Raw genomic sequence first — 25,024 nt, forward strand, 5'->3', positions numbered from 1 at the left:
GGAATTGTCGCTCACGCTCCGCGTCCTTCCGTGATGACGGCCTGTTCGACGGGGTCGATCGGCTCCTCGGCGCGCCCGGTCCGCAACCGGCGGTCGATGTAGTTCACCAGGTGCGTGAGCGGGATGGTCAGTACCAGGTAGACCAGACCGGCGGCGACCAGCGGGGACAGGTTGCCGGTCTGCGCGTTGAGGTCGCGCCCGACGGCGAACAGCTCCCGCTGCGAGGCGAGCAGCCCCAGGAAGTAGATCAGCGAGGAATCCTTGATCAGCGCGATGAACTGATTCATCAGCGCCGGGAGCACCCGCCGCACGCCCTGCGGGATCACCACCAGCGTCATCGCCTGGCGATACCCGAAGCCGATGGCGCGCGCGGCCTCCAGTTGCCCGGCCTCCACCGACTGGATGCCGGATCGGAAGATCTCGCCGATATAGGCGGCGGCCAGCAGCGCCAGCGCGACCGCGCCCAGCCAGTACGGGTTGTTCCCGGTGACGTTCTTGACCACCGGCCCGATGCCCAGGCCGATCAACAGGATGATGACGACCGCGGGCAGGCCCCGGAAGATATCGGTGTAAATCCTTGCGGGCCAACGCAGCCAGCGCGTCCGCGAAATCCCGGCGACCGCCAGGAGCATGCCGATCAGCGTGCCCAGCACGCCCGAAACCAGCGCCAGGATCAGGGTATTCGGCAGGCCGGTCTTGATCAGGTCCGGAAACGCCTTGCGGTACAGCGACCAATCGAAGAACGTGTCACGCAACTGTTCCAGCGTCGACTTCGGCGCGGACTGCTCGGCAGCGCCGCTCTGCTGGTGCTCGGCGGCGATCTTGTCGAAGTCCGGCAGCTGCGGCAGCGGCGCCGCCTTGGAGCCCGGCTTCCATCCCGGCGGGAAGGGCCTCGGCTCCCATTCGGAATAGAGCTTCGCGTAGGTGCCGTCGGCGATGACCGCGTCGAGTCCCGCGTTGAGGGCATCGGTCAGCGGCTGATTGTCCTTGCGCACCGCCCAGGCGGTGAAATTGTCCAGGCTGAAGGTGTTCTGGACGATCGAGGTCGAATCGCCGGGCTTGACCGCGCCGGTGGCCTGGGCCGACGGCGCCACCCACGCGTCGATCTGGCCGGACTTCAGGTTCGCGTAGGCGGTGTTGTAGTCCGGGAACTTCACCGCATCCAGATGCAGGGTATTGGCGACGTACTCGTCCTGCACGGTGCCCTGCACCACGCCGATCCGGACGCCCGGTCCGAGATCCGAAAAGCCTTTGAGAGCACTGCCGTTCGGCACCACGAGCGAGAAGTAGCCGAAGTCGTAGCCGTTGGTGAACCCGACCAGCTGCCGTCGCGCATCGGTGGTGGTGATGCTCGACGAGCCCGCATCGAAGCGCCCGTTGGCCACCTGCGCCAGCAGGCCCGCGAACTCGGTGCCCGAAAACTCCACCTGCAGACCGAGTTTCGCGCCGATCGCCCGCAGCAGCTCGTTGTCGAACCCGGTGAAGGCGCCCTGGGAGTTCACGCAGATGCTCGGCGGGGCGTCCGACAGCGTGCCGATGCTCAGCTTGCCCGGGGAGAGCAGGCCGAGTTTGCTGGTGTCGATCCGATCCAGCGGGACGGTGTTCGGGGTGGTGAACCGGTCCGCGCCCGCCTCGGCGCCGGACGCCAGGTTGGTCGGCGCGGCCGACGCGGATTCGACGCCGGGCGGCGCACACAACCCGCTGCTTGCGGACGAATTGCTGCTATCCGATCCGCAGGCGGCGAGGAACAGCACACTCAGGGCCGACACCACCGCTATCAGCGCACGGGATCGTGATACGGGCAAACGGGCCATAGGCGGAAACATTAGCCGGAAACGTTACCGATCAGTCCACCACGCCCCAGTGCAGCACCCGCGAGGTGAGCAGCACCAGGCCCAGCGAGACCGTCGCCACCACGACCAGCCCGACCACGGCCACCGCCAGCGGCCGCCAGCCGGTGCGGCCGAGTTCGCGGAAGTCGGTGTTGAGCCCGACCCCGGCGAAGGTCAGCAGGAACGCCCACTTCGACACGTTGCCCAGGCTGGTCAGCTCGGGTTTGTCGATCCAGTGCGCCGTCGCCAGCGCCGACACCGCCAGGAATCCGAGCACGAATTTGGGGAACTTGGCCCAGACGAACGCCGCCTTGGCGCGCAGGCCGGGCGCGAGCGCGTCGGCCTCGCCGCGCGCGGCCCAGTACAGGGCGAAGCCCAGCACCACGAACCCGATGAGCGCGTTGCGGGTCGACTTCACCAGCACCGCCAGCTTTCCGGCGGCATCGGAGTAGGCGTAGCCGGTGGCGGTGGTCTCGGCGGTGTTGTCCACCGCGAGCCCCGCCCACAGGCCGAATTCGTGATCGGTCAGGCCGAGGCCGTGCCCGATCGCGGGCAGGGTGAACAGCGCGACCGCGCCCAGCGCGAGAATGGCGGCGATCGCGTAACTCACGTCGGAGTTGCGGGCACGGATCGCGCCGCGCGCGGCCACGATCGCCGACACACCGCAGATCGAGGTGCCCACGGCCAGCAGCGAGCCGAGCTTGCCGGACAGGCCGAGCAGCCGCGCGACGGTGAGGATGATCGCGCCCGCCACGGTCATGTCGACCAGGATCAGCACGAAACTGGTGCCGCCCAGCTTCGCGACGTCACCGAGCACGAACCGGGAGCCCAGCGCGACGATCCCGACCTTCAGCCAGAATTCGTACGTGCCGATGCCGGGCTTGAAGATCCGGGGTACGCCAACGGTATTCGCGATGACGAGCCCGAAGATGATGGCCCACAGCACGTATTCGATATCGGGAAAGCGCCACCCCCGGTCGTGGGTCAGGTCGTTCACCCAGACCTGGGTGTACTTGCCGAGCAGGCCGACGGCGATCAGCAGCACGATGCCCGGCAGGTAGGCGAGCGGACCGCGCGCCACTCCGGATTCCGCTTCGGGAGCGGACGTTTCGGCGGTCACCACGGAATCTTCGGCAGCACACCGGCGACGGCGAGCAGCACGAACGCGCCCGCGACGATCACCGCCCACCAATCGACGCCGATGCGCTCCCACGCCGATCGCCGCGAGCCCGGTTCACTCATCGCCTACTCCCTCATCGCCGATCGCGGCAGTGCCCGCGCGATCAGGAGCAATAGTGCGGGGCGACGTCGAGACAGGGAAGTGATCGAATCAGCCGGATTCGAGCCCGGGATCCGTCAGGCGATGCCCGTGACCGACTCCGGGTTGAACTCGTCGCGCCAGCGGATCGCCTCGACGACCTCGTTCAGCTTGTAGTCGGGGCCGCCGGTGCCCACGGTGAAGGTGGTGGCTCCCGCCGCCACCAGCGCCGGCGCCTTGTCCGCACCCGGCCAGTCCACCGAACGCTCGATATTCGCCGGATCGGTGCCGACGTCCGCGCAGTGCTCGGCGAGAATCTTCGACTTGCGTTCCAGCACTTCCAGATCCGCGAAGGTATGCCAGATGTCGCCGTACTCGGCCACCAGCCGCAGCGTCTTCTTCTCGCCGCCACCACCGATGAGGATCGGGATATCGCGCACCGGCAGCGGGTTGAGCTTCTTCAGGCGCTCGTCGATGCGCGCCATGTATTCCTTCAGCAGCGCCAGACGCGTTCCGGCCGTACCGAATTCGTAGCCGTACTCGTCGTAGTCCTTCTCGAACCAGCCGGCACCGATGCCGAGGATCAGACGGCCGCCGGAGATGTGGTCCACGGTGCGGGCCATATCGGCGAGCAGGTCCGGGTTGCGGTAGCCGCCGCCGGTGACCAGCGCGCCCAGCTCCACCCGCTCGGTCTGCTCGGCGATCGCGCCGAGCATCGTCCAGCATTCGAAATGCGCGCCGTCGGGATCGCCGTACAGGGGATAGAAATGATCCCAGTTGAACACGATGTCCACGCCCGCGTCCTCGGCGCGCAGCACGGCATCGCGGATCAGTCCGTAGTCGGGGGCGTGCTGCGGCTGCAGCTGAACTCCGATGCGAACCGGTCGGGTCATGGCTCCTCCTCGCTGTGGTCGGCCGTTCCCGAGGCTACTCGCCGCGCGCCCGCCGCGTCCGGAACGAACGGATCGGCCACCCGCGCGGCATACGACCAGTAGGATTCCTGCCTGCGGCCTGCCGCACCCACCCTCTACTCGGATCGTCCGGCACGTTCCTGCCGGTGAAGGGATTGATTCACCATGGCCACGGTCACCTTCGACCGCGCGACCCGGCTCTACCCGGGCGCCACCAAACCCGCCGTCGATCAGCTGAATCTGGAGATCGCCGACGGTGAGTTCCTGGTTCTCGTCGGTCCGTCCGGCTGCGGCAAGTCCACCTCGCTGCGCATGCTCGCCGGGCTCGAGGACGTCGACGGCGGCCGCATCCTCATCGGCGACAACGACGTCACGAGCGCCGAGCCCAAGGAACGCGATATCGCGATGGTGTTCCAGAACTACGCGCTCTACCCGCACATGACCGTCGCGGAGAACATGGGCTTCGCGCTGAAGATGGCGAAGGTGCCGAAGGCCGAGAAGGAGCAGCGGGTGCGCGAGGCGGCCAAGCTGCTGGACCTCGAGCAGTTCCTGGACCGCAAGCCCAAGCAGCTGTCCGGCGGCCAGCGCCAGCGCGTGGCGATGGGCCGGGCGATCGTGCGGCAGCCGCAGGTGTTCCTGATGGACGAGCCGCTGTCGAACCTGGACGCCAAGCTGCGCGTGCAGACCCGCACCCAGATCGCGCAGCTGCAGCGCCGCCTCGGCACCACCACGGTGTACGTCACCCACGACCAGGTGGAGGCGATGACCATGGGCGACCGGGTGGCGGTGCTGAAAGACGGTGTGCTGCAACAGTGTGCGACCCCGCGTGACCTGTACCGCGATCCGGCGAACCTGTTCGTCGCCGGGTTCATGGGTTCGCCCGCGATGAATCTGTTCACGCTGCCGGTGCGCAACGAGGGCGTCGTGCTGGGCGGCCACACCCTGCCGCTGCCGCGCACGGTCGCCGACGCCATCGAGGGCACGGTCGTGGTCGGCATCCGGCCCGAGCACTTCGACATCGCCGATACCGGTGCGGGCATCGCCATGGAGGTGGACGTGGTGGAGGAGCTGGGCTCCGATGCCTATATCTACGGCCGCACCCTGGGTGAGAACGGCGCCTCGGGGACGGGGGAGACCATCGTGGCCCGCGCCGACTGGCGCAAACCCCCGGCCAAGGGCGAAAAGCTCTCCCTCACGGCCACATCCGAGCACATCTACTTCTTCGCCCCGGCCGACGGGCGCCGCCTCAACTGATTCCGGCCAAAAGCACGCCGGAAATACGAGGGTGGCGCACGCCCAGGGAGTAGGGGGCTGGCGCACGCCCCAGGTCAGGGTTTGGGGCGGCGCCAGTTCTTGTTGAGGCGGATGCGGAGGTTCTCCAAGGGGACCTCGTTGCCCGCGGCGCTGCGGATCTCGACGCGGACCGGCTCGCCGGTGGAGTCCTCGACGCGCTCCAGGGGAGCCTCGCTCCCCTGGAGGTACTTGTCGCCCCACTGCCACAGGGCGAAGATCACCGGGAGCAGGTCGCGGCCCTTGTCGGTGAGCACGTATTCGTGCCGGGTGCGCTTGCCCTCCTCCTGATACGGCTCCTTGCGCAGCAGCCCGGCCTCGGTCAGCTTGCGCAGCGCGGCCGCCGCGGCGGCATCGGTGATGCCCACGCGCGCGGCGAATCCGTCGAAACGCGTGGTGCCGTAGATGGTCTCGCGCAGGATCAGCAGCGCGGACCGGGTACCGACGACATCGAGCGCCTTGACGATCGAGCAGTGGTCGGGCTTCCACGACCGCAGATCACGCAGCGGTCCTTCCAGCACAGCGGACATGACGCCGATCATAGCAATTCTGACTTGTGACAACTATTGTCAGCTCCTATTCTGGCTATAGAAAACCTTAGCTAGAGCCGCGACGCAGCGGCGTTCGGAAGGAACCGCCATGAGAGACGCAGTGATCGTCGAGGCCGTGCGCACCCCGATCGGCAAGGGCAAGGCGAACGGAGCCCTGCACCCGGTCCACCCGGTCGACCTGCTGGCACACAGCCTGCGCGAGGTGGTGCGGCGGACCGGCATCGATCCGGAACTGATCGACGACGTGATCGGCGGGGTGGTCACCCAGGTTGGCGAGCAGGCCGCCAACGTGACGCGCCGCGCGGCCCTGGCCGCGGGATATCCCGAATCGGTGCCCGCGACCACGGTGGACCGCCAGTGCGGCAGCAGCCAGCAGGCCATTCATTTCGCGGCGCAGGGCGTGATCGCGGGCGCGTACGACGTGGTCGTCGCGACCGGCCTGGAGTCCATGAGCCGAATTCCGATGGGCGCCAACCTGGTCGGCGCCACCGACCTCGAGGGTGTCGCCTTTCGCGAGCGGTACCCGGAAGATCTTGTCCCGCAGGGCATCAGCGCCGAGCTGATCGCGGCGCGCTGGGGCATCGGGCGCACCGCCATGGACGAGTTCTCCCTCGGCAGCCACGAAAGGCCGCGCGGGCAACCAAGAACGGCTCGTTCGAATCGCAGCTCGCACCGATCGGCGGCCTGACCGTCGACGAGGGCATCCGGGTCGGCAGCACGCTGGACACCTTGGCCGGACTGCGCCCGGCCTATTACAGCGAGGAGTACGCCGCCCGATTCCCGGAGATCGGCTGGAATGTGACCGCCGCCAACGCCAGCCAGATCAACGACGGCAGCGCCGCCGTGCTGATCATGACCAGCGAGAAGGCCCGGCAGCTCGGTCTCACCCCGCTCGCCCGGCTGCACAGCTTCGCCGTCGCGGGGGACGATCCGCTGCTGATGCTGACGGCGGTGCTTCCCGCGACACGGAAAGTGTTGCAGCGCGCGGGTTTACAGCTGGACGACATCGACCTGATCGAGATCAACGAGGCCTTCGCCTCGGTGGTGCTGGCATGGCAGCGCGAGACCGGCGCCGATCTGTCGCGGGTCAATGTCCACGGCGGGGCGATCGCGCTGGGCCATCCACTGGGTGCCTCCGGTGCGCGGCTGGCCACCACCCTGGTGCACGCCATGGCCGAACGCGGTGCCCGCTACGGCCTGCAAACCATGTGTGAAGCAGGCGGTCTGGCCAATGCCACCATCTACGAGCGGCTGTGAACCAGGACGTTCCCGCAGTGCCCGCCGGGGCTCCGGCCCCGGCGGCACAGAACATGCGCCGGTTGCGTCAATACGAGATCGCGACCATCGCAACGACGAAACCGGCCAACCATGCCTCGGCGATCAAGGCGAAGGCGAACAGCGCGTACGGCAAGGCAGGTCGGCGATCCAGGATCGCCTCGACAACCCGGTAACCGGAAAATACCAGTGCCCCGGCGATTCCCACCCACGCCACGATGTAGGCGAGGGGCAGGTACCGCGCCGACCCGCGCGTGCGCTGCGCGGCCATCAGATCGTAGGGCAGGCCGTAACGCGCTACCGCCCAACCCAATCCGCACATGATGGCGTAGACGAACAGGGTCGGACCGAAGTCCCGGCCGCGCGGCAGCGGCTTAGATTCCGGCCAAAGCGCCATACTCCAGTGAACCACCGATCAGGGTACGACCTGCCCGGCCAGCGTGAGACCCACGGCGAAGGTGAGCGGAATCAGCAGCAGCGCGAGCCCGGGCCAGATCCACATCTGCCACCGCTTGACCGCCGCCACGATCATCATCGCCAGCCCGCCGCCGAGCGCCACCGCGGTCCCGCCCCAGGAGACGAAGATCCCCCACATGGCGAGCTCCTCGCGACACCCCGACTGGTACCCGCACGGGTCGGTGGCCATGGCGAAGAACGGGGTGATCGATGCCGCGAACATGCCCGCGACGGCCGCGAGCAGGTACAGCACGATGGCCAGCACCAGATCCCAGGTCGGGACGGGTCGGCGACCGAGCTGCCCGGTCGTCACCGGAGCGGCACTCAGCGGATCGAGGTAGGTCATGCCTCCAGCCTGGCCCGCCTCGCCCGCACCCGAATCCGCAGAACTACTCACGCCGTGGGAATCGGGCCGCGATCGTTAGGCTGGCGGCGTGAGCGAGCTTGCGAGCGAACCGAGGACACAGCGCGCCTCGCGCACGACGAAGCCGAGCGCCGGCGAGGCGGAGTCGTGAGCGAGCTGCTGAAGCCGGAATCCGCCTTCGTCTACGCGATACCGCTGCGCACGCGCTTCCGCGGCATCACCGTCCGCGAGGGAGTGCTGCTCGAGGGCCCGCTCGGCTGGGGCGAGTTCTGCCCGTTTCCCGAATACGACGATCGCGAGGCCGTCGGCTGGCTGGCCACCGCGGTCGAGCAGATCACCGCCGGGTGGCCGGAGCCGGTTCGCGAGCGCATCCCGGTCAATTGCACCGTCCCCGCGGTCGGCGCGGAGCGGGCGTACGAGATCGTGTCCGGATCCGGTTGTGGCACCGCGAAAGTGAAGATCGCCGACCATCCGGAGTCGCTTGCGGAGGATCTGGAGCGGGTGGCCGCGGTGCGCGATGCCCTCGGCCCCGGAGGCGCGATCCGGGTGGACGCCAATGCCGTATGGGATGTCGATACCGCGGTGGCGAGCATCGGGCGGATCGACCGTGCCGCAGGCGGTCTGGAGTATGTCGAGCAGCCCTGCCGCACCATCGAGGAATTGGCCGCCGTCCGCCGTCGGGTCGACGTCCGCATCGCCGCCGACGAATCCATCCGCCGCGCCGAGGATCCCCTGCGCGTAGCCGTAGCCGGCGCCGCCGATGTGGCCGTCCTGAAATGCACGCCGCTCGGCGGCGTGCGCCGAGCCCTGCGGGTGGCCGAGGCCGCCGATCTGCCCTGCGTGGTCTCCTCGGCGCTGGAAACCAGCATCGGCCTGTCCGCCCAGCTCGCCCTCGCGGGCGCACTGCCCGACCTCGAATTCGCCTGCGGGCTGGGCACCGTGCGGCTGTTCGAGGGCGACGTGGTCGCCGACTCCCTCGTTCCCGTCGACGGATACCTCCCCGTACCCCGCACGCCGCCGCGGCCGGATCCCGAACTGCTGCACCGATTCCGGCACCCGGATCCCGAACGGACCCGCTGGTGGCGCGGCCGCCTCGCGCGCGTGCTCGAGCTGCTCGACTGACGCCCCGCCCGAGTCGGCGTACCTCCGCATTCGCTCCGGCCGTGCGTCGGCCGGCGACGGCCCATCAGGCGGGATCGTTCGGCTCCCGGTCGTCGCCGATCTCCTCCGCGGCCCGCTGGAACGCCTCGCCCGCGCGGGCGAAGTAGTCGAACAGCAATTCGCGCTGTTCCGGCGTGTAGCCCTGGACTATCTCGCCGATTCGACCCCGGGCCGGGGCGAGGACCCTGTCCAGATCGGCGGGCCTACCCACCGGCTCGACGATCACCTTGCGCCGATCGCCGGGATCCGCGGCCCGCCGCACGTACCCCGCATCCTCCAGGCGATCGATGAGCCGCGTGGTCGGGCCGGTCGTCAGGCCCGTGCGGGTGCCGAGTTCCCCCGGTGTCATGGCGCCGCTCAACTCCAGGATGTTCAGCGCATACAGGTCGGTGGCGCCGAGCCCGACCGCCTTCGCACCCGCTTGAGCGTGCAGCACAACGGAACTCAGATACCGCCGAAAGATCCGACCGGGGTCGTCGTCATGCCGAGGTGTTGACACGGGGCATCCTCTCTCGTAATCTCTTCTCAAACGAAGAGATTGCATAGCGCAGATTAATCTTCTAAGCAGAGAATAACACGAGAGGCCCTCGCCATGACCACCACCGTCCCCGCCAGCGATCTCGAAGCAACCCCCCGCAGATCGCGGCGCCGCACCATCGCCAAGGTGACCGGCGCGACCGTGCTCGCGCTCGGCCTGGCCGCCGGAGGCGGCTACCTGTGGCTCGACACCATGTCCGAGGTCCGCAACACCGGCGTCGCCGAGTGCACGAGCGTGACCCCCGACGGCGGCAGCGCCGCGGACCTGAACGCGGTATGCGCGACGCTGTCCGACATGACCGCGGCGTGGGATCGCAACGACGCCGCGGGTTTCGGGGCGACCTTCACCGAAAACGCCACGTACACCACCTATGTCGGCACCCACTACCAGGGCCGCCGCGATCTGACCACGGCACATCAGGCCCTCTTCGGTGGATTCCTGAAGGGCACCAAGCTCGCCGACTCCTACCTCGGTGTCCGGTTCTACGGTCCCGGCGCCGCCGTCGTCACGAGCCGTGGCGACACCTATGAGGACGATCGACCGACCGACCTGCCGAAGACCCAGACCTACACCGTGGTTCGCGAACAGGACGGAGCGTGGCGCATCGCCAGCTTCCACAACACCAAGCGGCAGTCGGTGATGGAACGCATCTCCTTCCTGTTCGCGCCGGATACCCGGCCGGAGGCGGAGCGGTGAGGGCGCTGGTTACCGGGGCGAGCGCGGGTATCGGCCGGGAGTTCGCGACAGCCCTTGCGGGAGCCGGATATTCGGTGACCGCGGTGGCACGGGGCAGGCGGGACCTCGAAACGCTGGTCGACGAACTGGGCGGCGACCACGACTATCTCGCCGCCGACCTCGCTACCGAGGACGGAATGCGCGCGGTGACGGAGCGACTGCGCGATGGCGGGTACACGCTGCTGGTGAACAATGCCGGCACCGCCGACCACGGTGACTTCGGGACGCTGCCGCTCGAATCCGCGCTCACCACACTGGATCTCAACTGTCGCGCGGTGGTCGTGCTGGCCCACGCCTTCCTCGGCGCGGCAGGCCCCGGCAGCGCGCTCGTGAACGTGTCGTCCACCCTCGGCCTCGCCCCGAAACCCGGGATGGCCCTGTACAGCGCGTCGAAGTCCTTCGTCACGACGTTCTCCGAAACGCTGTGGCACGAGCAGAAACGACGGAACGTCCACGTCATGGCCCTGTGCCCCGGCGTCACCACCACCGCATCGCAGACCGCGGCGGATGTCCCGTCCTGGCTGGTCCAATCACCGCGAGAGGTAGTCGAGCGCGCCCGGAAGGCCCTGTCCGACAAGGCCGGTCCCGTGATCCTCACCAGCCCGGCCAATCGACTGTTCAGCACCGCGGCGCGGCTGCTTCCCCGCCGCCTCGCCCTCGCACTGCTGGCCGACTGAAACCACCACCCATCGAATCGAAAAGACACAGCCATGAACGACATCGACACCACCGCAATCCGCGCCCTGATCGAGCTCAGCCGAGACGCCTGGAATCGCGGCGACGGCACCGCCTACGGCGCGTGCTTCACCGCCGACGCCACCGACGTCACCTACATGGGCACCGTGTACCACGGGGGCGAGGAGATCGGCCGTGCGCACCAAACGCTGTTCGACAGCTTCCTGAAGGGCACCCGGCTCACCGTCGACATCATCGAAATCCGCCGCTACGGAAACGATATCGCCGTGGTCGTCACCCGCGGGGAATCCTCGAAAGGTGAGCCGAAGAAGCTCGGCAAGCTCGCCACCTACACGGTGATCCGAGACGCCGACGACGAATGGCGCATCGCGGCCGTCCAGAAGACCCAGCGCAAGCCGCTGCTGGAGGCCGCGACCTTCAAGTTCCAGCCCACCTCCCGACCGGCCACCCGCTGATGTCCGCCATCGCAGTGGTCGGGGCCACCGGACGCACCGGGCGCCTGGTGGTGGCCCAGGCCCTGGCCCGCGGACATCGCGTCACCGCGATCGTCCGGCGGGCCGGGAGCCTCACCCCCGCACCGGGATTGACGATCGTCGCGGCGGACCCCACCGCCCCGGGCGCCCTCGCCGGAACCCTCGACCAGCAGGACGCGGTGATCTCGGCACTCGGCGCCACCGGCCGCGGACCCACCACCCTGTACTCGACGGCGGCCACCGAACTCATCGCCGCCCTGCGCCCCGGCGCCCGCCTGCTGGTCATCTCGTCCGCGGGCCTGGACGTCCCGGACGACGCCGGTCGGACAACGCGCCTCTTCGCCCATATCCTGCACCGCATCATGCGCCACATCTACACCGACATGAAACGCATGGAATCCCAACTCACACAAAGCAACCTGCGCTGGACGTCGGTGCGCCCGACCCGACTCACCGACACCCCACCGACCGGCAGCCCACAAATCTCCTTGGGAGCCAACGAGAAAGTCGCCGCCCGAACCTCCCGAGCCGACCTCGCCGCCTACCTACTCGACGCCGTCACCGACCCCCATACCGAACACACCGTCGTCGCCCTCTCATCCTGACCCGACAATCTCGGAGGCCGAGTTACCGGCTCGACGCGATGACATACGAGAAACGTCCGATCCTCGGTAGACATGTCTGAAGATCCGAAAGGTCGTAGAACGTCACGACGGTCGACATTCTCATCAGGCTGCGGTAGAGCCGCCCGCCGCAGACTCTTTCGGGGTGGCGGGCGGGTGGTGAATCAGCGTAGGAGTTTTGTTCGCCACTGCTCCGCCGAGCGGATCATGTCGCGGCCGACCTCGTCCAGGTATTCGCCCATACCCAGGAGGCGGGCGGCCGCCGGGGTGCCGGGGCCGAGGGCCGCGGCGCCGTCGCGGGCCTGCGCGGACAACAGTTCGTTGAAGCGGGCGCCCGCCAATGTGGCTCGGTACCAGGCGCTTTCATCGAGGATGTAGCGCTCGCGGCGGCTGTTCGCGTCGCGGTCGCGGCGGATGAGTTCCTGGTTTTCCAGATAGCCGATGGCGGCGGAGACAGTGGCGGGGCTGACGCCCAGATGCCGCACCAGCTCGGTGGCGGTGAGACTGCCGGAGTCGACGGCGTAGAGCCGGGCCAGCACGGCGGACGCCGTTCTGGGCATCCCGGTCTGCACGAACAGCTCGGCGAGACCGGCGCTGAAGGCGTCCAGCGTTTCCGGGTCGCGCCCGTATTCATCGGTGCCCGAGTACTTCTCGGTCGCGTCCGGGCGCGGCGTACGGCGCCGGGACCGCACCGCCGCGGCGGCCTGCGCCAGCTCCGGGCGGTAGCGTCCCGGGCCACCGTTGCGCGTCACCTCGCGGCTGACCGTGGAGGTGGGGCGGCCGAGGCGCCGTGCGATCTCGGCGTACCCGAGCCTCTCGGCGAGTCCGGCGGCGATCAGCCTGCGGTCGTCCTGTGACAGTCTGCCTCCCGGCACCCCGGCCTCCTGTGCACCAGCGCGACTACAACCCCCAGACATTGCAACATAGCGCGAACCGGCATCAGCACCAGGACGCCTGCGGGCGGCAGACGGCCCACCCCGTCCCGTCGGCGTTGGGCACACTCGTCCAGGTCGAGGCGCCCGGCTCGCTGCCGGGCGCGCGCTGCGGGACCTCGGGCGCGGTACGGCGCTGCTGCCGGTATTCGCGCCGGTTGTCCCGAATCTCGGCCTGACGCAACGGATTCGATTCCTTGTGGTGGTAGCCGCGCGGATCGATGTGCCGCCAGCCGGTGGTGTCTCGATTGGTGGCCGCGCCGCGATCGGAGGAATGGTTCGCGCGGCCCCCGGGGTCCGCACCGGCCGCCCCGGAAGCGAGCACGGCGCCCGCCGCCGTGGCCCCCGTGACCAGAACCAGCACGGCCGCCCGCGACATCCACCGTCCGGCAGCTGTCGGTGACCGGCGGACCCCGCGACCCGTCGCGCCCTCGACCGCCCCGATGGACGCAGTCGGCGTAGCCGTCATCGGCCCGCGCACGGCCGGAGCGAATGCGGTGGTCCGCCGAACCGGTGCGTAGCGATCACCGGAGTCTCGCCGTGACGACGGAGGGGAGGTTCGCCGTTCTGGAAGTACACGTCGCATTTCGGCTCCTTTGCCTGACTGCTCTCGTGCGCTCTGGTCACCGATTCGACAGAGCCCATCTACGTAGATGAATAGTACGTAACAAAATAGTACGTACTTAGACAGTAGATAGCCGGTAGATGTGGCCGAGGCCATAGGGCCGGGCGAACCTCAGCCGAAGCGGACGCCGCAGCCCGACATGGTGCTGCGCAGCAACAGCGCGGCCTCCGGGCCGATCACGCCGTCAACGAGTTCCACATAGCGGGAACAGAATTCGGGACCGTGCGGGGCCAGCTCGGCGCCCACCGGCTCGAGGTGATGGGCGATCTCGTGCAGGATCACCAATTCCCGCAGGGCCCAAGCGGTTCCGCCGCGGTGCAGCGGAACGGCGAGCACGGCACTCTCGGATTCGTAATGGGCTGCCGTGGTTCCGGTACGAGCGCGGACGATGAGCGGAGTGGCCGCCCGGTCCCACTGCGCGCGGACCCAGTTCAGGGCCAGCACACGATCGGCATACGTCTGAACCGAATCCACCGAGGCGAACCGCCGCTCGACCGGAAGCGTGATCTGCGAGCCGTGCAGCTCGACGGTCCGCATCCCGTGCTCGTCGGCCCGCTCGAACATCCGCCGCACCAGCCCCTCGGCGTCGTACACCCGCGCCCGCTGCCCATCCCGCACGCTCATCGCACAACCCCTACCCGCCGGAAACCGCTACGCGGCCCGCATCCCCGGACTCCTTGCACGACCCCGCACCCCCTGCAGGCCTTTGCAGCGGGTGCGTGAACGAGTAAGGGGTGCGGGAAGCTGGCGTGCTCGGCAGCAGGCGCACTGCGGCGGTGTGTCCCGGCGCGGAATCGGCGGTGCGTTTTCTGGGTCACGTGTCGCGAGGGTTGAGTTGCCCACGTGCTGCGCCGAGTTCGGGCGAGTTGCCGAGGCGCGCCGCACGCCCCGCACGATCGCCCGCGCGGCGCGCCGCGGCCGAATAGCCGGCCGACTCCTGCGGTCCGCGCCAGGTGCCGCGCGCCTCCGAGGTCCGGGTGTAGAAGTCGTGCAACTCGAGTTCCTTGTCGCGCAGGGCGAGTGCGGTGCCGGTGGCGGCCGGTTCGGCCCGCACCTCCGCCTCCACGTCGGCCCGCACCTCGGCGAGGCGCTTGCCGACCCGGGCGGCGAAGGCCATCTGGAAGTTCAGCCGGGCCGTCACCGCTGCGACAGGGGCCTGAACGCGCCGCTGCACCGTTCGGCCCCAGCGCTTCTCGACGACGATCTTCTCCACCATGGCCGACTTGTACCGGCCGGACTTGATGTACTGATCCGACGCCCGCACCATCTGCACCAGCAGGCTCGTATAGAGCGCCTCGCAGGTCGCGATGTCGGTGTCGAAGCCGTAGGCGTAAACCTGGGTCGACGACCGCGCCACATCGCAGCGCACATCGTTGGCGGCCGCGATCGCCACGAACAGCTGGACGTAGGTGCGCAGACCGCGCTTGCCGGCCTCGCCGATCGGAATGACCTTCTGCGTCGGCGTCTTCCGGGCCTCACGCCCGGCGACGTGGGCGCGCGCCACCGTGAGATCGATGGACGAACGCGTCGCCAGGCGCTGCGCGGCGGCGAGAAATGCCTCGGCCTCGTGCTCGTTGTCGGTCGACTCGGCCTGGCGCAGCAGGCCGCCGATGCGGGTGAGCAGTTTGTCCTGAGTCAGCTGGGTCGACATCGGAGCCCAGGATAGGAGAACCGACCGACACATTCCCCCGCGAACAATGTATCTTGCCTTGTGCAACCGGCTGAGTGTGCTGGCGCTCACGAGTACGCGTCGCTGGCGCTCGGCGTCTCGTGCGTCGGAGCGCGCGGCGTCGATGGTTCGCTCGCGAGCTCGCTCACGTCTCGACCCTGGAGTATCGATGGCTTTGAACAAGGTGTCGTCACGACGCTCGTCCCTGGTGTCCCGCGCCGCGTTGGCCGCACTGTCGGCGGCGCTGCTGACCGCGGGCTTCACCAGCGCGTGTTCGAGCGGCGACGGAAACGACGCCACCTCCCAGAACCTGAGCGGGCGCGGCCCCATCACGTATGTGGAGGGTAAGGACACCACCGAATCCGGTGCGGTCAAGCAGCTCATAGAGCGCTGGAACGCCGCCCACCCGGACGAGAAGGTGACCTTCAAGGAGCAGTCCAACGACGCCTCCCAGCAGTACGACGACCTGGCCCAGCACATGCGGGCCAAGCAGTCCGACTACGACGTGATGGCGCTGGACGTCCCGTGGACCGCGGAGTTCGCGGCCAAGGGCTGGATCCAGCCGCTGAAGGACTCCTTCGCCGTCGACACCTCCACGCTGCTGTCGCCGACCGTCGCCAGCGCCACCTACAAGGGCACCCTGTACGCGGCGCCGCGCAACACCAACGGCGGCCTGCTGTACTACCGCAAGGACCTGGTCCCCAACCCGCCGCGGACGTGGTCGGAGCTGCTGTCGCAGTGCGGCGCCGCGCGCGATCCCCAGATCGGCTGCTACGCCGGGCAATTCGCGCCCTACGAGGGCCTGACCGTGAACACCGCCGAGGTGATCAACGGCTTCGGCGGCACCTTCGTCGGCCCCGACGGCAAGACGCCGACCGTCAACAGCCCGCAGTCGCGCGCCGGGCTGCAGGTGCTCGTGGACGCGTACAAGAACGGTGAGATCCCGAAGGAGGCCATCTCCTTCAAGGAGCCCGAGAGCCAGAACGCCTTCGCCCAGGGCAAGCTGATGTTCCTGCGCACCTGGCCGAACTTCTACGGCGTGGCCAACGCCGACTCCTCGGCGGTGAAGGGCAACGTCGGCGTCGCCCCGCTGCCCGGCAAGGACGGCATCGGCGCCTCCACTCTCGGTGGTTACAACGCCGCCATCAGCTCCTTCTCGAAGAACAAGGCCACCGCGCTGGACTTCCTGCGGTTCATGATCAGCGAGGACGCCCAGCGCATCGTCGCCGAGGGCGCCTTCCCTCCGGTGCGGCAGTCGATGTACGACGACCCGGCCCTGATCGCCAAGTTTCCGTACCTGCCCGCGCTGAAGGATTCGATCGCCAGCGCGGTACCGCGCCCGGTCACTCCCTACTATCCTGCGGTGTCGAAAGCCATCCAGGACAACGCTTATGCTGCGCTGACCGGAACGAAATCCGTCGATGACGCGATTACCGGCATGCAGAAGGGCATCCAAGCCGCCGGCTCGTAAGCGGCGGTGAACACACACCGAGTCAGTCCCGTAGGAGAGAAGAACGTGTCAGATCCTTCGGGAGCGACCGACCTCGCGCCGCCCGCCGCACCGGCGGATCCACCCCCGGTCCGGGCGGCCCGGTCCCGAAGCATCCTGCAGGGTCCGGCCCGCGCCTGGTTGTTCGTCGCACCCGTGCTTGTGGCCTTGGCCGTCATCATCGGCTATCCCGTGGTGCGGGCGCTGTGGATGTCGTTCCAGAAGGACTCCGGGCTCAACGAGGCCACCGGCATGTTCGAAGAGGGCGGCTTCGCCGGCTTCGACAACTACACGCACTGGCTGCTGCAGCAGTGCACGATCCCGGGCGGCGCCATGGAGGCGTGCCCGACCGGCAACCTGGGCTCGCAGTTCTGGGCGGCCATCGGCATCACGCTGCTGTTCACCGTCGTGACCGTCACGCTCGAGGCGACCATCGGGCTCGGGATGGCCGTGGTGATGGGCAAGACGTTCCGCGGCCGCGCGCTGCTGCGGGCGGCGGTGCTGATCCCGTGGGCGATCCCCACCGCCGTCACCGCCCGGCTGTGGGAGTTCATGTTCCAGTACGACGGCGTGGTGAACCGGGTGCTGGGCACCCACATCCTGTGGCAGACCGACCCGATGTGGTCGCGGTTCGCGGTGATCATCGCCGACGTCTGGAAGACCACGCCGTTCATGGCGCTGCTGATTCTGGCCGGGCTGCAGGTGATTCCGACCGATGTGTACGAGGCGGCCCGCGTCGACGGGGCCTCGGCCTGGCAGCGGTTCGTCCACATCACGCTGCCGCTGCTGAAGCCGGCGCTGCTGGTGGCGGTGCTGTTCCGGACCATGGACGCGCTGCGCCTGTACGACCTGCCCGCGATCATGACGCAGGGCAACCCGGCGACGCGGACCATTTCCATCCTGGTGGTCGACCAGGTGCGGCAGGGCCAGAACAGTGCCGCGGCGCTGTCGGTGATCACCTTCCTGCTGATATTCGCCGTCGCCTTCGTCCTGGTGAAGGTGCTGGGCGCCAACGCCGTCGCGACCCAGGAAGAGCAGCGGAGGGCGCACTGATGACCACGACCCTGACCGAGCCCACCACCACCCCCGTGACCGCGCGCGTGCCGTGGCAGAAGCGATTCGGCTCCGCGCGCGTCTACATCGGCGCGCTCATCGTGCTGGTGTGGGGCCTGGGACCGTTCTACTGGATGGTGGTCACCGCCTTCCGCGACCCGGCCTACACCTTCGACAACACCCCCTGGCCGACCCATCTCACGCTGGAGAACTTCCACAACGCCTTCGACACCACCCGCGGCAACGACTTCGGGCGGGCGGTGACCAACAGCGTCATCATCGGCCTCGCCACCGCGGTCATCGCGTTGCTGATCGGCATGTTCGCCGCCTACGCGCTGGCCCGTCTCACCTTCAAGGGCAAGACGCTGGTCGCCGGGCTGGTGCTGAGCGCATCCATGTTCCCGGTGGTGGTGCTGGTGACGCCGCTGTTCCAGCTGTTCACCAATATCGGCTGGATCGGGCAGTACCAGGCGATGATCATCCCGAACATCTCGTTCGTGCTGCCGCTGACCGTCTACATCCTGGCCTCGTTCTTCGCCGACCTGCCGTGGGAACTCGAGGAGGCCGCGCGCATCGACGGCGCGACCCGCTTCCAGGCGTTCCGGCTGGTGATGCTGCCGCTGGCCGCCCCGGCCGTGTTCACCACCGCCATCCTGGCCTTCATCGCCGCGGTCAACGAATACCTGCTGGCCCGGCTGCTGTCCGCCGACGCCACCGAGCCGGTGACCGTCGCGATCGCCCGCTTCTCCGGCAACGACCCGCTGGTCCAGCCGTACGCGGCGATCATGGCCGCGGGCACCATCGTCACGGTCCCGCTGGTCATCATGGTGCTGATCTTCCAGCGCCGGATTATTTCGGGCCTGACCGCGGGCGGCGTGAAGAGCTAGATTCGGCGTCGCAAGTCTTCCCGAACGCGTCGAACAACCCAGTAGTGTGGGGTTTCGATTCCTGATCTGGTGGTAGTTCGATCTTTGTTCGTGCAGGTGTTCGTGCAGTTCGACATCTCGGGAGATGATCGTGAGCTCGATCCGCAAGCGGCGGCACGACAGCAGTAACGCCGCGCCGTATTCGTCGGTCGCCGGATGGAACGAGCCTCCCAGTGTCTCCGCGCGGCGCCAGCGCATACAGCACGGCGGGCGCCCGCACCGGCGAGTGCGGCCGCCGAATCGCACGGGGCCGCAGTCTCGTCCGCCGCGTACCCGGGCGCAGCGCGTGCGGCGGCTGCTGCTGGCGCTGTTCCTGATCTTCGTGATGCTGCCGTCGCTGCTGGTGACGCTGGCCTACTGGAGTGCCGAGATCCCCGATCCGACGGCGGTGCAGAGCAAGCAGATCGCGACCATCACCGCCTCCGACGGCTCCACGGTGCTGTCGAAAGTGGTTCCGCCGGAAGGTAATCGAACTCCGGTACCGTTGTCGGACGTACCCGTCGGGGTGCGCGATGCGATGCTGTCCGCCGAGGACCGCAACTTCTACACCAATCCCGGCTATTCGACCTCGGCGTTCCTGCGCGCTGCCCGCGACAACGTACTGAGCCGCGACGACGCCGGTGGCGGCTCCACCATCACCCAGCAGTACGTCAAGAACGCCTTCCTCAGCTCCGAGCGCACCCTGTCGCGCAAGATGCGCGAGCTGATCATCTCCGCGAAGATGGCGCGGCAGTGGAGCAAGGACGACATCCTGGCGGCCTACTTCAACACCATCTACTACGGCCGCGGCGCCTACGGGATCGCCGCGGCGGCGAAGGCCTACTTCGACAAGCCGGTCCCGCAGCTGACCCTGGCCGAGGGCGCGGTGCTCGCCTCGGTGGTCCGCACGCCGTCGATCCTGGATCCGGAAACCCATCTGGAACAGCTGAAAACGCGCTGGAACTACGTTCTCGACGGCATGGTCGAGATGGGGGTGCTGCCGAGCACGCAGCGCGCCGGTATCCAGTTCCCGGTCATCGCGCCGATCACGGTGGCGGCCGACGACTCCGCGCGCGGCGCATCGGGCCTGATCCGCGCCCAGGTGCTGCGCGAGCTCCGCGCGGCCGGGGTGAGCGAGCAGGAGATCAACACCGGGGCCCTGCAGGTCGTGACGACCATCGACGCGCGGGCCCAGCAGGCCGCGCTGGACGCGGTACACAACCGCCTCGGACCGCAGCCGCCCGAGCTGCGGGGCGCGGTGGTGTCCATCGACCCCCGCTCGGGCGCGGTGCGGGCCTACTACGGCGGCGAGGACGGCGCCGGTTTCGATTTCGCGCAGGCCCCCCTGCAGACCGGGTCCGCGTTCAAGACGTTCGCGGTGATCGCCGCGTTGCAGCAGGGGATGCCGCTGACCTATCCGCTCGACAGCTCACCGCTGACGGTGAACGGGCAGAAGGTCACCAACGTCGAGGGCGAATCCTGCGGAACCTGTTCCCTCGCAGAGGCATACAAGCGCTCGCTGAACACCAGCTTCTACCGGCTCACCAACACGGTCGGGCCCAAGGCCGTCGCCGACGCCGCCCACATGGCCGGAATCCCCGAGCAGATTCCCGGCGTCCCCGGCAAGACGCTCACCGAGAACGGCGACCTGCCGACGCCGTCGATCGTCCTGGGCGTGTACTCGGTGCGCCCGATCGATATGGCCTCCGCCTACGCCACCATCGCCGCATCGGGCGTGTACCACCAGCCGTACTTCGTGCAGCGCGTCGTCACCGGCGACGGCCGCGTGCTGCTCGACCGCGGCGCCCCGGACGGCGGCCAGCTGCCGCCCGGGCAGCAGCGCATCGCGCGACACGTCGCCGACGGAACCATGCAGGCGATGCTGCCGATCGCCGCGTATTCGAACGGGCACGGCCTGGCGGGCCGCCCGTCGGCCGCCAAGACGGGCACCACCCAGCTCGGCGAGACCGGAGAGAACAAGGACGCGTGGATGATCGGCTTCACCCCGTCGCTGTCGACGGCGGTGTGGATCGGCACCGAACAGTCCCAGCCGATTCACACCGCGCGGGGCGGGCCCATCTACGGGGCGGGCCTCCCGGCGGACATCTGGAAGCAGACCATGGACGGCGCGCTGGCCGACACCCCGGTCGAGCAGTTCCCGGCGCCCGAGCCGGCCGCCCCGACGGGGCCGTTGTTCGGCGGTCCGCCACCGGCACAGGGGCAGGGCGGCCCGTTCGATGTGCTCGCCCCGCCCTCGAACTCGCCGCCGGAGCAGGTGGTCATCATCCCGCCCGCGCCGCCGGAACCGCCGAAACAGGTCGAGATCTTCCCCGGGCTGAGCATCCCCGTACCGGGCTGAGCAACAAGGGAGTCGGGCAATCGGTTGTGACAAAACGAATCCTCGTTGTGCGGCCATCACTCTGCCGCCGCCGATAGGGTGGAGCAGGGCGAAATGCCCGGTGCGCCGAAATCGATGACATGGCACGGATCGGCCCGGATGATCATGGATGGATCGGAACGGTTCCGAATGGGCCGATACCGGAGACGGGTGGCAGGATGCGGGAGGATGTGCGCACACGAGGAACCGGCGAGGGGTTCCGTCACACAGCACGAGACATAGGGGCGACACCGGTGGATTTCAATGTCGTTGACCGCCACGAAACGCTCGTGGCGGGGACGGTGCTACGCAGCCCGGCACTGGCGGTCGAGGGACCGCGCCGGTTGAAGGTGGAGGAGGCCTGGAAGCGCAATCTCGCGCGCAAACTCCCCGGGCCTCCGGCGACCGCGTACGTGGACCACGCACCGGAGATCGGGTCGTATCTGACCCATATCGTCGGATATCGCTGCGAGAGCCTGGACGATCTGCAGCCCGGCGATGTGCTGGCGCGGGTGCCCGGGGGCCGGTTCGCACGATTCATCCGCACCGGGGAGAACCTCGGCGACACCATCGTGTCGGTCTGGCGCGCGGTCTGGGATCTCGAGGCGGCCGGCGCCCTGGTCCGCGCCTATACCGGCGATTTCGAGCACTATCCGGATTCCCAGACGGTCGAGGTGTTCGTCGCCCTGACCGAAGACGCCACCCTCGGCGAGGGCAACAGGTAGGGGGCACAACCGTGGACTTCGAGATTGTCACGCTGGACGAGAGCCTGGTCGCGGGCCTGACGGTGCCGCTGGCGGGTCGCGAGGTGACCGCCCGCGACCTGGACCTGGTGAACTTCACCTGGGACCGGTACCTCTCCCGGGAGAAGAACGTGCCCCGGGTGGCGGCCTACATCGGGCAGAACGACCACGCCGTGGCGGTGCTCGGCTACGCGCTCGACACGCTGGACCAGTTGGACGTCGGCGACGTGACGACCCGTATCCCGTCCGGGCGCTACGCCCGCTTCGTCGTCTCCGACAAGCCCTACGACCTGCTGCGCACGGCCTGGGCGAAGGTCTCCAAGGCCGAGGCCGCGGGCACCATCACCCGCTCCCACCGCGCGGAGGTCGAGCGCTACACGGGCCCGACATCCGTAGAGGTCTACGTCTCCCTGGACTGATCTCCCGCCTCTCCGCGATTCTTGGCCAGACCAAGGTGCGACGCACGTGACGTCGGCGACCGGCGGCTACGAGATGGTCGGGTTCGCCCGTACCCGACAAGTTACCCATGTTCTTGCGAAATCAGTTGGTGCCTCTGCAATCTCGATGCGGGCCGAGATTGCAGAGGACCAGAACGCGGCGCGGGGGAGCCTATTCCGCCCCGACGATGAACGCCTCCAGCTGCGACCGCGCGACATCGTCGGCCAGCTGCTTCGGCGGGGACTTCATCAGGTAGGCCGAGGCCGGCAGGACCGGCCCGCCGACGCCGCGGTCCTTGGCGATCTTGGCCGCGCGGATCGCGTCGATGATGATGCCGGCCGAGTTCGGCGAGTCCCACACCTCGAGCTTGTACTCCAGATTCAGCGGCACGTCACCGAAGGCGCGACCCTCCAGCCGCACATAGGCCCACTTGCGGTCGTCGAGCCAGCCGACGTGGTCGGACGGGCCGATGTGCACATCGTTGGCGCCCAGCTCCTTCTTCAGGTTGCTGGTGACGGCCTGGGTCTTGGAGATCTTCTTGGACTCCAGCCGCTCGCGCTCGAGCATGTTCTTGAAGTCCATGTTGCCGCCGACGTTGAGCTGCATGGTGCGGTCCAGCTGCACCCCGCGGTCCTCGAACAGCTTGGCCATCACGCGGTGGGTGATGGTGGCGCCCACCTGGCTCTTGATGTCGTCGCCGACGATCGGGACACCGGCGTCGGCGAACTTCTTCGCCCACTCCGGATCCGACGCGATGAAGACCGGCAGCGCGTTCACAAATGCGACACCGGCGTCGATGGCGCACTGCGCGTAGAACTTGTCGGCATCCTCGGAGCCCACCGGCAGGTAGGACACCAGCACGTCGACCTTCGCGTCCTTCAGCGCCTGCACGACGTCGACCGGTTCGGCATCGGACAGTTCGATGGTTTCCGCGTAGTACTTGCCGATGCCGTCCAGCGTCGGGCCGCGCTTGACGATGACTCCGCTCGGCGGCACGTCGGAGATCTTGATGGTGTTGTTCTCGCTGGCGAAGATCGCGTCCGACAGTTCGAAACCGACCTTCTTGGCGTCGACGTCGAACGCGGCGACGAATTTCACATCGCGAACGTGGTAGGGACCGAACTTGACGTGCATGAGGCCGGGTACGGTCGCGTTCTCGTCCGCGTCCTTGTAGTACTGCACGCCCTGGACCAGCGAGGAAGCGCAGTTGCCCACACCTACGATGGCCACGCGAATCTCGCCGCCGTGCTCAGCCTTGTTGACATCACTCATGGCCGGTTTTTCCCTCTTTCTGTGGTGCCGCCTTCATTGACTGCTCCGCTGCAATCAACTCGTTGAGCCAGCGCACTTCGCGCTCGCTTGATTCCAGACCGAGCTGGTGGAGCTGGCGGGTGTAGCGATCCAGGGTCCCGCTGGCCCGTTTGATCGCCTCCCGCAGTCCCTCTCGGCGCTCCTCGACCTGCCGCCGCCTGCCCTCGAGAATCCGCATCCGCGCCTCGGCGGGAGTGCGGCTGAAGAAGGCGAGATGAACGCCGAAGCCGTCGTCGGTGTAGTTCTGCGGGCCGGTGTCGGCGAGCAGTTCACCGAACCGCTCCCACCCGGCCTCGGTCAGCTGATAAACCCGTCGCGCCCGCCGCGTGACCGCGCCCGCCGGACTCTCCTCCGCGATCAACCCGTCGGCCTGCATGCGTCGCAGGGTCGGGTAGAGCGATCCGTAGGAGAAGGCGCGGAACGGTCCCAGCAGACCCGTCAGCCGCTTACGCAGCTCGTAGCCGTGCATGGGCGCCTCCAGGAGCAGCCCGAGAATCGCCAGCTCGAGCACGGGCCTCACCTCCTGACTGTTATGTGCAGACCTAACCGCTTGATGCGATGACAAACTATATCGCGCCGATACATCCGACAACACCCGTCCGGATCCTCGAATTTGTGGGGGGCGCGGGGTCGGTGGGGACCGCTACTCTGGTTGGCGTGCGAATTCAGCGGCAGGTGGTCGACTATGCGCTCCGGCGCAGGTCGCTGCTGGCCGACGTCTATGCGGGCCGAGTGGACGTCGCCGAGGTGTGCGATGCGAACCCGTACCTGCTGCGGGCGGCGAAGTTCCACGGGCGGGGGAGCGAGGTCACATGCCCCATCTGCAGGAAAGAGCAGTTGACTCTCGTATCGTGGGTCTACGGAGATGGGCTGGGGCCCGTCGCGGGCTCGGCCCGGACACCCGAGGAGCTGGCCCGGCTGGCCGAGACTCGCGAGGAGTTCACGGTGCACGTCGTCGAGGTGTGCCGGAGCTGCAGCTGGAACCATCTGGTGCAGTCCTACGTGCTCGGTCACGCACCGGCGCCCACGCGTCGCCGCACAGGGACCCGCCGGACCGCCGCAGAGTGATGGGCACACCAGACTGATATGCGGAGCACAGGCGTGCCCGCCGCGGTCGAGAACGTCAGGAATCGGAGGCAGCGTGCGTAACCCCGTAGGCTCGCGCACCGATCGCCAGAGGAACGACGTAACGACCGCAACGAGCTACCCGGACCGTTTCGAGTTATGGAGATCCACGCTGTGACTTCGCCCTACGACGATGGACCCAACGGCGGGCGCGCCCCGCGCGGCTCGCAACCGCGGCCCGGCGGATACCCGCC

General features: G+C 68.3%; 27 protein-coding genes and 1 pseudogene. 14 read left to right on the forward strand and 14 right to left on the reverse strand.

Going from position 1 to position 25,024, the window contains the following annotated elements; genetic code table 11:
- Positions 1 to 11 precede the first annotated feature (11 nt).
- The 4 genes from NM1_RS27980 to NM1_RS27990 all read right to left on the reverse strand — a co-directional run bounded on the left by NM1_RS27980 (position 12) and on the right by NM1_RS27990 (position 3,983).
- Complete coding sequence (locus tag NM1_RS27980; RefSeq protein WP_068026242.1) at positions 12 to 1,814, reverse strand: ABC transporter substrate-binding protein/permease; 1,803 nt, start codon at positions 1,812 to 1,814, stop codon at positions 12 to 14.
- A gap of 31 nt (positions 1,815 to 1,845) precedes the next feature.
- Complete coding sequence (locus tag NM1_RS27985; protein WP_307719338.1) at positions 1,846 to 2,952, reverse strand: YeiH family protein; 1,107 nt, start codon at positions 2,950 to 2,952, stop codon at positions 1,846 to 1,848.
- Positions 2,949 to 3,074: a hypothetical protein gene (locus NM1_RS44200; RefSeq protein WP_255286234.1), complete on the reverse strand. Its 126-nt coding sequence runs from the start codon at positions 3,072 to 3,074 to the stop codon at positions 2,949 to 2,951. Before NM1_RS44200 ends, NM1_RS27985 begins: the two co-directional genes overlap by 4 nt.
- A gap of 114 nt (positions 3,075 to 3,188) precedes the next feature.
- Entirely contained in the window at positions 3,189 to 3,983 is a 795-nt protein-coding gene (locus NM1_RS27990) for an LLM class F420-dependent oxidoreductase (RefSeq protein WP_068026249.1), read from the reverse strand.
- A gap of 183 nt (positions 3,984 to 4,166) precedes the next feature.
- Here NM1_RS27990 and NM1_RS27995 point away from each other — a divergent pair, with 183 nt between their 5' ends.
- Positions 4,167 to 5,255 carry an ABC transporter ATP-binding protein gene (locus tag NM1_RS27995; protein WP_068026252.1) on the forward strand — a complete coding sequence of 363 codons (1,089 nt, stop codon included), beginning with the start codon at positions 4,167 to 4,169 and terminating at the stop codon, positions 5,253 to 5,255.
- A gap of 74 nt (positions 5,256 to 5,329) precedes the next feature.
- On the opposite strand, the gene NM1_RS28000 is transcribed toward NM1_RS27995, so the two are convergent.
- Positions 5,330 to 5,821 carry a winged helix-turn-helix transcriptional regulator gene (locus NM1_RS28000; protein ID WP_068026352.1) on the reverse strand — a complete coding sequence of 164 codons (492 nt, stop codon included), beginning with the start codon at positions 5,819 to 5,821 and terminating at the stop codon, positions 5,330 to 5,332.
- 109 nt (positions 5,822 to 5,930) lie between these two features.
- Between NM1_RS28000 and NM1_RS28005 the strand changes: the two are divergent.
- Positions 5,931 to 7,099: pseudogene (locus NM1_RS28005) on the forward strand (thiolase family protein).
- A gap of 67 nt (positions 7,100 to 7,166) precedes the next feature.
- On the opposite strand, the gene NM1_RS28010 reads toward NM1_RS28005, so the two are convergent.
- Together NM1_RS28010 and NM1_RS28015 are read right to left on the reverse strand one after the other, a co-directional pair.
- Positions 7,167 to 7,514, reverse strand: coding sequence for a hypothetical protein (locus NM1_RS28010; protein WP_068026255.1), 348 nt, complete (start codon positions 7,512 to 7,514; stop codon positions 7,167 to 7,169).
- 18 nt (positions 7,515 to 7,532) lie between these two features.
- Positions 7,533 to 7,919, reverse strand: coding sequence for a hypothetical protein (locus tag NM1_RS28015; RefSeq protein ID WP_068026257.1), 387 nt, complete (start codon positions 7,917 to 7,919; stop codon positions 7,533 to 7,535).
- A 165-nt stretch (positions 7,920 to 8,084) separates the two neighbouring features.
- Between NM1_RS28015 and NM1_RS28020 the strand changes: the two genes are divergently transcribed.
- Entirely contained in the window at positions 8,085 to 9,059 is a 975-nt protein-coding gene (locus NM1_RS28020) for an o-succinylbenzoate synthase (RefSeq protein WP_068026260.1), read from the forward strand.
- 64 nt (positions 9,060 to 9,123) lie between these two features.
- Here NM1_RS28020 and NM1_RS28025 read toward each other — a convergent pair whose 3' ends face one another.
- On the reverse strand, positions 9,124 to 9,597 hold the full coding sequence (locus NM1_RS28025) for a MarR family winged helix-turn-helix transcriptional regulator (protein WP_068026262.1): 474 nt from the start codon (positions 9,595 to 9,597) through the stop codon (positions 9,124 to 9,126).
- Between the two features lie 93 nt (positions 9,598 to 9,690).
- On the opposite strand from NM1_RS28025, the gene NM1_RS28030 reads away from it, so the two are divergent.
- Genes NM1_RS28030 through NM1_RS28045 form a run of 4 tightly spaced genes read left to right on the forward strand, consistent with a single transcriptional unit; the run spans position 9,691 to position 12,145 of the window.
- Positions 9,691 to 10,332, forward strand: coding sequence for an SgcJ/EcaC family oxidoreductase (locus NM1_RS28030; RefSeq protein WP_084520119.1), 642 nt, complete (start codon positions 9,691 to 9,693; stop codon positions 10,330 to 10,332).
- Positions 10,329 to 11,048, forward strand: coding sequence for an SDR family NAD(P)-dependent oxidoreductase (locus NM1_RS28035; protein ID WP_068026265.1), 720 nt, complete (start codon positions 10,329 to 10,331; stop codon positions 11,046 to 11,048). The genes NM1_RS28030 and NM1_RS28035 overlap by 4 nt, the downstream gene beginning before the upstream one ends.
- A 33-nt stretch (positions 11,049 to 11,081) precedes the next feature.
- Complete coding sequence (locus NM1_RS28040) at positions 11,082 to 11,522, forward strand: SgcJ/EcaC family oxidoreductase (RefSeq protein WP_068026267.1); 441 nt, start codon at positions 11,082 to 11,084, stop codon at positions 11,520 to 11,522.
- Positions 11,522 to 12,145, forward strand: coding sequence for an NAD(P)-dependent oxidoreductase (locus NM1_RS28045; protein ID WP_068026270.1), 624 nt, complete (start codon positions 11,522 to 11,524; stop codon positions 12,143 to 12,145). Before NM1_RS28040 ends, NM1_RS28045 begins: the two co-directional genes overlap by 1 nt.
- A gap of 182 nt (positions 12,146 to 12,327) precedes the next feature.
- Here NM1_RS28045 and NM1_RS28050 read toward each other — a convergent pair whose 3' ends face one another.
- The 4 genes from NM1_RS28050 to NM1_RS28065 all read right to left on the reverse strand — a co-directional run bounded on the left by NM1_RS28050 (position 12,328) and on the right by NM1_RS28065 (position 15,359).
- Positions 12,328 to 13,038: a GbsR/MarR family transcriptional regulator gene (locus NM1_RS28050; protein WP_068026272.1), complete on the reverse strand. Its 711-nt coding sequence runs from the start codon at positions 13,036 to 13,038 to the stop codon at positions 12,328 to 12,330.
- A 64-nt stretch (positions 13,039 to 13,102) separates the two neighbouring features.
- Positions 13,103 to 13,474 carry a hypothetical protein gene (locus NM1_RS28055; RefSeq protein ID WP_068026275.1) on the reverse strand — a complete coding sequence of 124 codons (372 nt, stop codon included), beginning with the start codon at positions 13,472 to 13,474 and terminating at the stop codon, positions 13,103 to 13,105.
- 357 nt (positions 13,475 to 13,831) lie between these two features.
- Entirely contained in the window at positions 13,832 to 14,344 is a 513-nt protein-coding gene (locus tag NM1_RS28060; protein ID WP_068026277.1) for a TIGR04338 family metallohydrolase, read from the reverse strand.
- A gap of 190 nt (positions 14,345 to 14,534) precedes the next feature.
- Complete coding sequence (locus NM1_RS28065) at positions 14,535 to 15,359, reverse strand: DUF2786 domain-containing protein (RefSeq protein ID WP_068026356.1); 825 nt, start codon at positions 15,357 to 15,359, stop codon at positions 14,535 to 14,537.
- 199 nt (positions 15,360 to 15,558) lie between these two features.
- On the opposite strand from NM1_RS28065, the gene NM1_RS28070 reads away from it, so the two are divergent.
- The 6 genes from NM1_RS28070 to NM1_RS28095 all read left to right on the forward strand — a co-directional run bounded on the left by NM1_RS28070 (position 15,559) and on the right by NM1_RS28095 (position 22,375).
- On the forward strand, positions 15,559 to 16,860 hold the full coding sequence (locus tag NM1_RS28070) for an ABC transporter substrate-binding protein (protein ID WP_068026280.1): 1,302 nt from the start codon (positions 15,559 to 15,561) through the stop codon (positions 16,858 to 16,860).
- Between the two features lie 45 nt (positions 16,861 to 16,905).
- On the forward strand, positions 16,906 to 17,931 hold the full coding sequence (locus NM1_RS28075; protein WP_068026284.1) for a carbohydrate ABC transporter permease: 1,026 nt from the start codon (positions 16,906 to 16,908) through the stop codon (positions 17,929 to 17,931).
- Positions 17,931 to 18,818, forward strand: coding sequence for a carbohydrate ABC transporter permease (locus NM1_RS28080; protein ID WP_084520121.1), 888 nt, complete (start codon positions 17,931 to 17,933; stop codon positions 18,816 to 18,818). The genes NM1_RS28075 and NM1_RS28080 overlap by 1 nt, the downstream gene beginning before the upstream one ends.
- Before the next feature lie 124 nt (positions 18,819 to 18,942).
- Positions 18,943 to 21,195 carry a transglycosylase domain-containing protein gene (locus tag NM1_RS28085; RefSeq protein ID WP_068026287.1) on the forward strand — a complete coding sequence of 751 codons (2,253 nt, stop codon included), beginning with the start codon at positions 18,943 to 18,945 and terminating at the stop codon, positions 21,193 to 21,195.
- A gap of 272 nt (positions 21,196 to 21,467) precedes the next feature.
- Complete coding sequence (locus tag NM1_RS28090; RefSeq protein WP_068026290.1) at positions 21,468 to 21,938, forward strand: GyrI-like domain-containing protein; 471 nt, start codon at positions 21,468 to 21,470, stop codon at positions 21,936 to 21,938.
- Positions 21,939 to 21,949: 11 nt separating this feature from the next.
- Positions 21,950 to 22,375 carry a GyrI-like domain-containing protein gene (locus NM1_RS28095; RefSeq protein ID WP_068026294.1) on the forward strand — a complete coding sequence of 142 codons (426 nt, stop codon included), beginning with the start codon at positions 21,950 to 21,952 and terminating at the stop codon, positions 22,373 to 22,375.
- A gap of 190 nt (positions 22,376 to 22,565) precedes the next feature.
- Here NM1_RS28095 and NM1_RS28100 read toward each other — a convergent pair whose 3' ends face one another.
- Positions 22,566 to 23,666 (reverse strand): inositol-3-phosphate synthase, encoded by a 1,101-nt coding sequence (locus tag NM1_RS28100; protein ID WP_068026297.1) that lies wholly within the window; start codon positions 23,664 to 23,666, stop codon positions 22,566 to 22,568.
- Complete coding sequence (locus NM1_RS28105) at positions 23,659 to 24,216, reverse strand: PadR family transcriptional regulator (RefSeq protein ID WP_068026300.1); 558 nt, start codon at positions 24,214 to 24,216, stop codon at positions 23,659 to 23,661. The genes NM1_RS28100 and NM1_RS28105 overlap by 8 nt, the downstream gene beginning before the upstream one ends.
- 146 nt (positions 24,217 to 24,362) lie before the next feature.
- Between NM1_RS28105 and NM1_RS28110 the strand changes: the two genes are divergently transcribed.
- Positions 24,363 to 24,773, forward strand: a complete 411-nt coding sequence (locus NM1_RS28110) for a DUF5318 domain-containing protein (protein ID WP_169814335.1) — start codon at positions 24,363 to 24,365, stop codon at positions 24,771 to 24,773.
- Positions 24,774 to 25,024 lie beyond the last annotated feature (251 nt).

The organism is Nocardia mexicana NBRC 108244 (assembly GCF_001613165.1).
GTDB classification, from domain to species: domain Bacteria; phylum Actinomycetota; class Actinomycetes; order Mycobacteriales; family Mycobacteriaceae; genus Nocardia; species Nocardia mexicana.